The 9,099-nt window shown below is 47.0% G+C and carries 8 protein-coding genes; 6 read left to right on the top strand and 2 right to left on the bottom strand.

Annotated elements, in window-relative coordinates; genetic code table 11:
• Nucleotides 1-2,072 (top strand): hypothetical protein (locus QZX97_RS07790; RefSeq protein ID WP_295664553.1); only part of this gene is annotated, 2,072 nt, incomplete at its 5' end.
• A 203-nt stretch (nt 2,073-2,275) separates the two neighbouring features.
• Here QZX97_RS07790 and QZX97_RS07795 read toward each other — a convergent pair.
• Nucleotides 2,276-4,408, bottom strand: coding sequence for a polysaccharide lyase family protein (locus QZX97_RS07795; protein ID WP_295652611.1), 2,133 nt, complete (start codon nt 4,406-4,408; stop codon nt 2,276-2,278).
• Between the two features lie 405 nt (nt 4,409-4,813).
• Here QZX97_RS07795 and QZX97_RS07800 point away from each other — a divergent pair, with 405 nt between their 5' ends.
• The 5 genes from QZX97_RS07800 to QZX97_RS07820 all read left to right on the top strand — a co-directional run bounded on the left by QZX97_RS07800 (nt 4,814) and on the right by QZX97_RS07820 (nt 8,630).
• Nucleotides 4,814-7,105, top strand: a complete 2,292-nt coding sequence (locus QZX97_RS07800; RefSeq protein WP_295652612.1) for a polysaccharide lyase family protein — start codon at nt 4,814-4,816, stop codon at nt 7,103-7,105.
• 95 nt (nt 7,106-7,200) lie between these two features.
• Complete coding sequence (locus QZX97_RS07805; RefSeq protein WP_295652613.1) at nt 7,201-7,365, top strand: hypothetical protein; 165 nt, start codon at nt 7,201-7,203, stop codon at nt 7,363-7,365.
• A 3-nt stretch (nt 7,366-7,368) separates the two neighbouring features.
• Complete coding sequence (locus QZX97_RS07810) at nt 7,369-7,848, top strand: hypothetical protein (RefSeq protein ID WP_295652615.1); 480 nt, start codon at nt 7,369-7,371, stop codon at nt 7,846-7,848.
• A gap of 149 nt (nt 7,849-7,997) precedes the next feature.
• Entirely contained in the window at nt 7,998-8,210 is a 213-nt protein-coding gene (locus tag QZX97_RS07815) for a hypothetical protein (RefSeq protein ID WP_295652616.1), read from the top strand.
• 3 nt (nt 8,211-8,213) lie between these two features.
• Complete coding sequence (locus QZX97_RS07820; protein WP_295652617.1) at nt 8,214-8,630, top strand: putative toxin-antitoxin system toxin component, PIN family; 417 nt, start codon at nt 8,214-8,216, stop codon at nt 8,628-8,630.
• Between the two features lie 37 nt (nt 8,631-8,667).
• Here QZX97_RS07820 and QZX97_RS07825 read toward each other — a convergent pair whose 3' ends face one another.
• Complete coding sequence (locus tag QZX97_RS07825; RefSeq protein WP_295652619.1) at nt 8,668-8,898, bottom strand: hypothetical protein; 231 nt, start codon at nt 8,896-8,898, stop codon at nt 8,668-8,670.
• Between the last annotated feature and the right edge of the window lie 201 nt (nt 8,899-9,099).

Below are 9,099 nucleotides of genomic sequence, written 5' to 3' on the forward strand. Positions count from 1 at the left end.
ATTTTGTGGGTATGTTAGCCGGCGAGTCATATTATAAAATAAAGGTTTATCATACCAGGCACGCTTCGCTTCAATTTAAATTTGATTACAAGAAATGTGATGGTACAATAGGGACACAGCCGGTCATTGTAGATTTAAGCAAAGAGGGGGAGTTTGCTGACGCCGGAAGTTATTTTTACGGTTATGAAATTGCAAGACAACCGTACGATATTGTATTAGATGCGCTTGATTGCAAAGAGGCGCAAGCGTACAACTCTAAAATTGATGAATTAAGCAAAGAGTTTGATAATGACGTAGTGGCTTATTCTGCCAAAATGAACCAGATGCAAAACGCCCAGTCAAAGCAACTATATGATGCGGCGCTGACTCGCTCAAAGGCCGAATTTGCGCAGGGTATGATGCAGGTAAGCTATTACCTTAAAACATGCGATGGCGGAAAATTAGCCGAAGAGTTGGATTATCTGCAAAAAGTACAAAGCCAGTTAAACAAAAATAATTTATTAATGGATGGTTTAGTTGCTGATGAAATAGCGAAAAGCGCAACACAACCAAGCAAGGACAAACCAGCTGATCATACCGTTACTTCACCAACTAAAAGTGTTTCCCAACCTAATAACAGCCAAGTAGGCAATTCAAATCAGCAATTAACAAATACTTATTTAAAAGCCGCACGAGATAGTTCCAATGATGCCATACAGAAGCAAATGTATCTTAGCCTGGCTAAAAACAATGCAACTGCAAGTGGTAATGCCGCACAAAAACAAGAAATTGCTTTAGAGCAGCAAAAGTTCAATACAGAAATGGCTGAGAAAACTGTTCAGTCGGTGTCTGATGGTGTTTCGGCATTAAATAGTATGTTTTCAAAAAATGCCGCAGAACGGGAAAAAGAAAATGAATGGAGAGAGAACCTAAGAGCTCAAAATAAAGCAAATCAGGACAAACAAAAAAGAGAGGAAGAGGAAATCAATGCTAAAAAAGATTTTAGGTGGAGAACTGAAATGAACATAACAGATAATTTGCTGGCAAGTGTTAACCAACCTGAAGAAATTTTAAAAATCCTTATATACAAAAGCTATCTGATGCGGGTTTCCGCGTCCGAATACACAGATTTTATTTTGCATGATGACCTTTTTTATGCGATAAGTAAACAAAACAACTACAAAATTGATATTACCGATCCTAAACTAATCGGAGTTGATATAATGCGTCCTCAAACCTATTTAAAAGGGCTCGGTTTTAAACACACTCTTGTTTGCGATGCAAGTGAGTTTATTGGTGACATCCATCAAACCCCTGAACAGATACCGCAAATGTTCAGCAACCAGTTTTTAATCGATTGGTATCGCGGATTATCTGCTTTCGCCGGATTTACAGGCGATACTATTTTTTTGGATCAGTATACTAATGGACCCTATTTTATTCATGAAAAGCAAAAAACATATTTACCAAAATCGTCAAGAAATCTTAAAGAGGCCTTGGAATATTTACAATTGGCTGAAAATGACCAGTTGGAACACGATATAAAAATAAAAGATATCGGCACTAAATTATTCAAAGCCGAGTACGATGCTCCCAACAATGATTATACAAGCAATGCAAAAAAGGCGAATTTATATTTTTATGATGTGACATGGGGAGCTACTAATTCATTTGATAAACCTCCTTTGCTCAAACAAATTCTGCACTCGCGGTATGGGCATTTAGGTTTAAGGCAAATGTCGGCTTCTGCTTTAATTGGCGAACTTTATTATGATTCTTTCCTGTCGACAAGTGATACATCATTCTTATATAAATGTTATGAAGAATATAGCAAAAGCTTGGATTACTACTTTAAAAACATTCATCCTTTCTACAAATCAAAAAGTGTTGAAACAAATTTTGCTTGGGGCTACTCCCGACGGGACGCTGGTTTCACATCAGGATTTAGCTATGAAGAGGTAATTTATCATACCGTAGAACAAAACTTTTTGATGATTAGTAGTTTAATTATGTCCCAAATTAAAAATGACCCAAACAAACAAAACTATTACCTGTCAAAATATATGACTTATTACCATCAGTACTATGATTAAAATGTTTCATCTCGTATGTAACCTGCTAAACCGATCAGATTAATTAACAGCCCCGTTATGTAGACGCGGTTTACAACGTAGGTACCTGCAGTTGGAGGCGAGGGGCAGCAGTAGCATCGAGGACTTGTCGGTGATGGCATCAACAAGGCGGAAAAAAAAGAGGACGCCAATTTCAAAGCGTCCTCCGGGTTTATTAATTTTTGTTAATAAGAAGACGAACTTGCCGGCGGAACCGTGCCCGATTTGGCGTCCTCGTTCAATTCTAAGCGCAGGTAATCGTATACAACGCCGGTTTTGAGGTCCCCGGCGGGAACGGTAAGCGTCATTTCATTTTCGCCCTGCTTGAGCAAAGCGGCATCAAACGGCTGACTGTATTGCCGCCATACCCCTTTGTTGGTATTGTAGCGCATGGCGTTGGTAGCCACGGTGCGGATGGTGCCTACGCTGTGCCCGTTAACGCCTACTTCCAAACCGCCGTTGCCGTCGGCCCCTGCCAGTGCCAGGCGCAGTGTTGCCAGCCCATGTGCTGCCTTGTCCATTTTGAATTTGATGGTCCAGGTAGTGGCGCGACCCTGGCTGATGCTGCGCCACATATCCTGGCCGGGCGTGCCTACCTTCATCCAGCCAAAGGGCTGGTTGGCGATATCCTTCGCAGCTGTATTTTCCCAGTCGGTGGTCTCGCTGTGCGGCACTTGCTCGAAAAACCAGTCCTTGTGATAATCGCTTTGGCCGATGGTATAGGTGATGTCGTTAGGGAACAGGAGCGGATAACGCAGCGGCCAGCCCCAAAGCCAATAGTTGGCGGCGTCGCCTTTGAAAAATTTATCGCCGGTGCGGTCGGGGTAACCAATTTCCCATACTTGTTTTCCCTGGCGTACGGGCTTCCATACCAATTTGCCCAGGTTTAAGGTTTGTCCGGCCACAACGGTGATCTCGGTTTGTGTGAACTCGCCCAGCACGCCGTTGGCGAAAGCGTGCAACGTGTAAGTACCGGGACGGACGTTGGCAATGGTAAAGTTGCCGTTTTGGGCGCCATCGGACCAAAACTGGTAGTAATTCCCGTCGTGCTGCCAGGTAACTAAATTGCCGTTGCCCGATCGCAAAACGAACCCTCCGGCATTGCTGGTGTAATCAGGGTGGGCCAAGCCGACCGTAAGACCGGGCAGCAAAGTGGTGGCGGCCTGCGGGTCGGTGAGCACGAACTGCCCGGTAACGGTACCGCGCTGGTCTTTGTGGGGGTAATCAACACCATTCACCCAATTGTAGGGCCACAGGGTTTTTTCCACTTTGGCTTGGGCCAGCGCGTCCTGAAAGAGCGCGGTAGCGTTATCATGCCAGGCGGGCGGTACGGTGGGGTTGCCGGCGGTGGCTTCCAGGGTATTCAGATCGGCTTGGGAAGGCGTTTTTGGATCGCCCAGCGTGTTGCAATACACCAAAATAGGGCCAACAACCTTGTTCCATTCTTCACCTGCAGGGATGTTGCAGCCCGCACCACCTCCATAGTGGCCGGAAGTCCAGTAATCGAGAATGATTGGATCCGGGTTGTCGTTCGAGTCGTAATGGCAAACCAGGTCCAGCTTCTCGGAACCACCGTCAATGTATTCGGTGGAGGGGTTGATGAAATAGACGCCAATATTATCCTTGGTGCTGGACCAGCCATAGGCGGGAATTTTGTATTGCACGGCGTTGTAACTGTATTTGTGCTCGACGGAATTTTTATAATAGCCGGTGCTCAGGATGCGCTGCTCCTTGGCGTTGATGACTACGCCAGTGCCCCAGTCCTGTGGCGTGCATTCGAGCATGTTGCGGTCGGCATCCACAGATATCCAGTTGAAATTTTGATTGAGCCTGGTGATGTAACGGTTTTCACCGTAGCCGGCTGTGCGGTTGGCAGCCGGATGGCTGTAAATGGCATAGGCGTAAATACCACTCACGCCGCGCGACATCGCATAGCGCAGCTCAATGTCGATACCTCCGGTGGGCGCACCCTTGATGGAAACTTCGGCGCGTTCGCCGCCGTTTTTTGCCGGGTCGATCGTGATGACATCGTTGTCGCCCCGCGGGGCTTGTTCCCAGGTTCCGCCACCGTGCATGGTGTTGATGCCGTGAAAAACCAGTGCCGACATCTTGCCGTTTACTTTGTTGATAGTGGCCCGGACTATGCCATTGTCGAGGATCCAGTCGCCGCCATTATCGGTCACCGTCACAGGGGAGTTAACTTTGGGTTTGGCAACTTTCGGCTGGGCATTGGCGGCCGATACCGTTGCAAGCAGTGCCATAGAAATAAAGAGGAATGCGATGAAACGGTGCAACCTGAAGAAAATTAAGATTTTCATATATAAATTGGATTTATCAAAAATTACAGCTTTAAAGGTTATTTAAAAGCAAAAGTGGTTTATGGTTATATCTATTGGTTACTAAAAGTAGGCAAACATGGGGTTTAAAACCATCATGCACCGTCATGCGCTAAATTATTGCAGAAACTAAGAATTGGGATTTTTGCGTATGTGAAGGCTGTTTTGAACCATTTTTGGAATAAAGTGGTAATACAGTTGTTACAAAAAAGAGTGCTTTTTGATGATATCCGGCATTTTTTTCTGCCCTTTTTGGTGTCCCGATAGCTATCGGGATCGCCAACGTAGTCGGTATTGTAACAATGTAGTCGCAAACACACACTACAGGACGGTTGCGGGGCGCAGGTTATTTACTTTTATTGCTGAAGAACCAATTATTACCTGTTTATGCAAAAAATATACAAACTGATTTTGGTTGTGGCTGTTTTGGCCGCACCATCGTTTATCTGCCTGAAGGCAAATGCCCAAAGCGCACCGCCGGTTACCGTTACCGACGACGGCCCTACTTATACGCTGAGCAACGGCTATCTCACCATAAAAGTGAACAAACGTACGGGCGATTTGACTTCCGTGAAAACGCCCAAAACCGTTACGCCTGATATTGAACTGATGGGTTATGTTTCGGGGCACCATGCGGGGTATTGGGAACAAAGCCCGGCGCTGGCGGCGAGGGAAGTTACAGCTATTACCATCGACCCGAAGGATGTGAAAGGCGAGCGCGGCGAGGTTTCGGTGAAGGGATATGCGGACGGTGCGTCGATTTTGGGTAAAAACCCGACGGCTGCCGGGCAAGGCGGCGGTATGATAGCCGACCTGGAGATACGTTATACTTTAGAACGCGGCGCGCACGGCCTGTACACTTACGCCATTTATACGCACCAGGATAGTTACCCGGCCAGTTCGGTGGGGGAATCGAGGTTTGGGTTTAAGTTGTCGGGACAGGTGTTTGACTGGCTGAGTGTTGACGACCAGCGCAACTTTTTGATGCCTACGGGCAAAGACTGGGACGCGGGCGAGGATCTGAACATGAAGGAATCGCGGAGGTTGACTACCGGGCCGTACAAGGGCCGCGCGGAGCATAAATATGATTATTCGGCGGACCAGGATAAGATACCGGCTTTTGGATGGAGCAGCACGCACGAGAAGGTGGGGCTGTATATTATCAACCCCTCGTTCGAGTATTTATCGAGCGGGCCGCTGCATGTGGAGCTGACCGGGCATATCGATGATGGCGACGGCGGCGACCCTACCCTATTGGATTACTGGCGCGGCACGCACTATGGCGGCAGCGAACTGCCCCTTCCGGCCAACGAAGCCTGGACCAAGGTGGTTGGCCCGATATTTATTTATGTGCCCACCGGTGCCGACCCGAAAACCCTATTTATTGATGCCAATAAACAGGTGAAAACCGAACAGGCCCGCTGGCCCTATAATTTTGTAAAGGGTGTGGATTACCCCTTAGCTGCCGAACGCGCGACGGTGAAAGGTAAATTTAAATTAGTCGATCCGCAGGCACCAACTACCAAGTTGCCTAATTTGTTGGTGGGTTTGGCTTTCCCGGACCAGCCGGAGGTGCCACGTAGAACACGTCGTCCCGATACTGTAGTAACGGCAGTTGTATTGCTGCCCCCGCCGCCACTTTCGCCACCGGCAGCACGAGACAGTGCAATACGACGTTTAAATGCAAATCAGCCACTTGCCAATACCGTAACAACCACAATGCGCGATAGTACACGGCGGCGCCCGGCCGTAGTTACGGGCGATACATCTGCCATGAGGCGTTTGGCGGGTAACCAGACGTTGAGTCCGGCGAGGATGCCGAGGGCGGATACTTTGCCGAATGGGAAGCGTGCCAACCGGGGTACTTATGTTGCGCCGAGGCCGCAGGGTGCAAGGCCGCAAGGGTTTTTTCAGCCGCAGGCCATTACCTGGCAGAACGATGCCAAGCATTACGAATTTTGGACCACCGGCAACGAGGACGGTACTTTTACCATCCCGAACGTGCGGGCGGGTACTTACCAGCTGCATGCCATTGCCGACGGTGTGTTGGGCGCCTATGATGCCACGGCCACCGTTACCATTACCCCCGGCCAAAAACTGGATTTAGGCACTATTGACTGGAAACCTACGCATTACGGGCAGGTGATATGGCAAATTGGTACGCCTAACCGCAGTGCCCGCGAGTTTTACAAAGGCGACGACCACTGGCATTGGGGCATGTATATTGAGTATGCCAAATACTTTCCGAATGATGTGAACTTTACCGTGGGCAAAAGCGACCCGGCCAAAGACTGGTATATTTACCAGGTACCCCACGATATTGACAATAAACCCGACGGCCGCGACCAGGGCCGCGCCACGCCTTGGACCATTAACTTTACCCTGCCCACCGGCGCCCCTACCACGGGCAAGGCTACGCTGCGCTTTGGCATAGCAGGCTCGGCCATAAGGCAATTGGGCGTTTCGGTTAACGGCAAGGATGCCGGCAATGCCGATATTGGCCCCAGCGGCACCAGCATGATGCGCGACGGTATTGAAGGCACCTGGGTGGAGCGCGATTTTAACTTTGACGCCGGCCTGTTAAAAACCGGGCAAAACGTTATTGTGCTTACCGTGCCCGCGGGCGCTGTTGGCAATGGGATATGTTATGATGTGGTGCGATTGGAAGTGCAGAAATAAGGTTTTGTTTCTGTTGGAGATATGGAAGCCCGGTTTTGCCGGGCTTTTTTTTGTGAAATATTATGTAAATTTGAGACAGCGTTAAGCTAAGGGTAATGGAAAAAGAAAAACAACTATTTGACGAAGCGGAAATAGCCCTTTTAAAAGAAGGTTTAAAGCGCAGCTACAAGGAACGTTTTGAAATGGCCACCCGTCTTTACAAAATACAGATGACCATGAACAAAGCTACTGTAACGCATAAACCATTTATCAGCAAATAATTTGTGGATATTTTTGATGAGGAAATATTAAACTTTTGGAAAGCACTGCGCGACCATAGTGTGCAATATATTATGGTTGGTGGCTTTGCCATAAATTTACATGGCTACCAGCGTTTTACCGGCGACCTTGATATTTGGATAAACGACACCCCGGCCAACCGGCAGGCCTTGCGCCAAACTTTTATTAGCTGCGGCATGGGCGATTACCCGATGATAGCCACCATGCAGTTTGTGCCCGGCTGGACCGAATTTTATTTGAACAACAACCTGCAGCTGGACATATTGACCAGCATGAAAGGCCTTGAGGGCTACCCTTTTGACGAGTGTTTGCAAATGGCCTCCGTAGCCGATATTGAGGATGTGCAAGTACCCTTTTTACATATAAACCAACTAATAGCCAATAAAAAAATAGTTAACCGGCCGAAAGACCAGGTAGATGTGTTAGCGTTGGAGGTAATACGGAAATTAAGGGATAAAGAATAGCTTCTTGGGATTTTTGGCACGCGCAGGTAGATGCTATCTACAGGCATAATGGTTCGAAGTCAGAGAATCGAACAGCGTGGAGGACACACGCGGCACTTTAAGCACTTTGAAAAATCTATGCTTTTTTTTAACTTTACTAAAAAAACGATATGCCTGTTGCGCTTAATAATATTCAATTAGAGATACTGAAATTATTCAGGAACGACCAGCCGGAGGAAGAACTTCAGGAAATCAGGTCGTTGTTGATAGCCTACCTGGCCGATAAGGTAACTTTTGAGGCGGATAAAGCTTTTCATGATAAAGGTTATTCGGCAGCCGTTTTCGAAAAATGGAAGCTGGAGCATTTCCGCAGAACAGCCTGACAAATGGTTGTAGTAATTGACTGCAATATTTTTGTGATGTGCCTTACATCGGCTTCGCCCTATCATGTTATCTATCAATCGTTAGTTGGCGGTAAATTTGAGCTTGCCATTACAACTGATATTATGCTGGAATATGAGGAAGTGATACAGCAAAAATATAGTACGGCCACTGCCAGCGCGTTTATTACGTTATTAAACGAATTGGCCAATGTACATTATACGCATCCCAGCTACCAGTGGCAACTCATAACCGCGGATGCCGATGATAACAAATATTGCGACTGCGCGATTGCCGGACAGGCATTGTATATTGTTACCGAAGACAGGCATTTTGATGTGTTGAAAAGCATACCGTTCCCGGCGTTAACAACCGTTTCGATAGACGGGTTCTTAGAAATATTGGATATGCACGCCAAATAGAAAACTGTAAAGTTTATAAAGGCATTTTTGGCAGGTTTTAATCGTTCGCTTCAGCACGATCGAACTGATAGCCGCCACTGTTAAAGGTGAAGCCTTTTGATTTAGCCTTTAACAAGGCTATCCTTGCGCCTTTGGTGGTATCGTTATTGGTAGTTGCTTTGGCATCTTCCACCGAAAAAGCGATAACCTCTATCATCTTGCCAACCAAATCGTCGGGAAGTTGAAGCGTAAGGCTGCTTTTGTTCGATTTTACTATGGTGCGCATCATGATAACAACTTTACAAAAAAATTATTTTAAAATGCGAATGGGTGTTTGACAGGCTATTGTGGGCACACGCGGCACGTGGCTGTTGCGCAACGAACTTTTACAAGCATGTTAATTTTGTAGTAAATTGAGGTCCATTAGCTTTTATAACAACAGGGTCAAGTGTCACTTTAGGTTCTAACAGGTTCAATATAGCATCCCAAA

It is taken from the genome of uncultured Mucilaginibacter sp. (assembly GCF_903893715.1).
In the GTDB taxonomy this organism is placed as follows: domain Bacteria; phylum Bacteroidota; class Bacteroidia; order Sphingobacteriales; family Sphingobacteriaceae; genus Mucilaginibacter.